The sequence below is a fragment of the Vibrio sp. 1CM2L genome, from assembly GCF_023161695.1.
In the GTDB taxonomy this organism is placed as follows: Bacteria; Pseudomonadota; Gammaproteobacteria; order Enterobacterales; family Vibrionaceae; genus Vibrio; species Vibrio coralliirubri.
The window spans coordinates 1-540 of the sequence record NZ_JALNTT010000026.1; the positions used below are offsets into that span (position 1 = coordinate 1).

The 540-nt window shown below is 45.7% G+C and carries 1 rRNA gene; it reads left to right on the forward strand.

Annotated elements, in window-relative coordinates:
* Positions 1-370, forward strand: a 16S ribosomal RNA gene (locus MSG34_RS24125); the annotation flags it as partial.
* Positions 371-540 lie beyond the last annotated feature (170 nt).

The window sequence follows — 540 nt, forward strand, 5'->3', positions numbered from 1 at the left end:
CGGAGGAAGGTGGGGACGACGTCAAGTCATCATGGCCCTTACGTGTAGGGCTACACACGTGCTACAATGGCGCATACAGAGTGCTGCGAACCTGCGAGGGTAAGCGAATCACTTAAAGTGCGTCGTAGTCCGGATTGGAGTCTGCAACTCGACTCCATGAAGTCGGAATCGCTAGTAATCGCATATCAGAATGATGCGGTGAATACGTTCCCGGGCCTTGTACACACCGCCCGTCACACCATGGGAGTGGGTTGCTCCAGAAGTGGATAGTCTAACCTTAGGGAGGACGTTCACCACGGAGTGATTCATGACTGGGGTGAAGTCGTAACAAGGTAGCCCTAGGGGACCCTGGGGCTGGATCACCTCCTTATACGATTTAGAACTTATTTGTTCGTAGTGTCCACACAGATGATTGTTAGTTAGCTAAACCACTTGGTTTAACTAATTAATATGCTCTTTAAAAATTTGGAAAGCTGATATTAAAATTCTTATAGATATTCGTATCTATAAAGAGTTTTCAAAAGTAAAAATATGCCATTA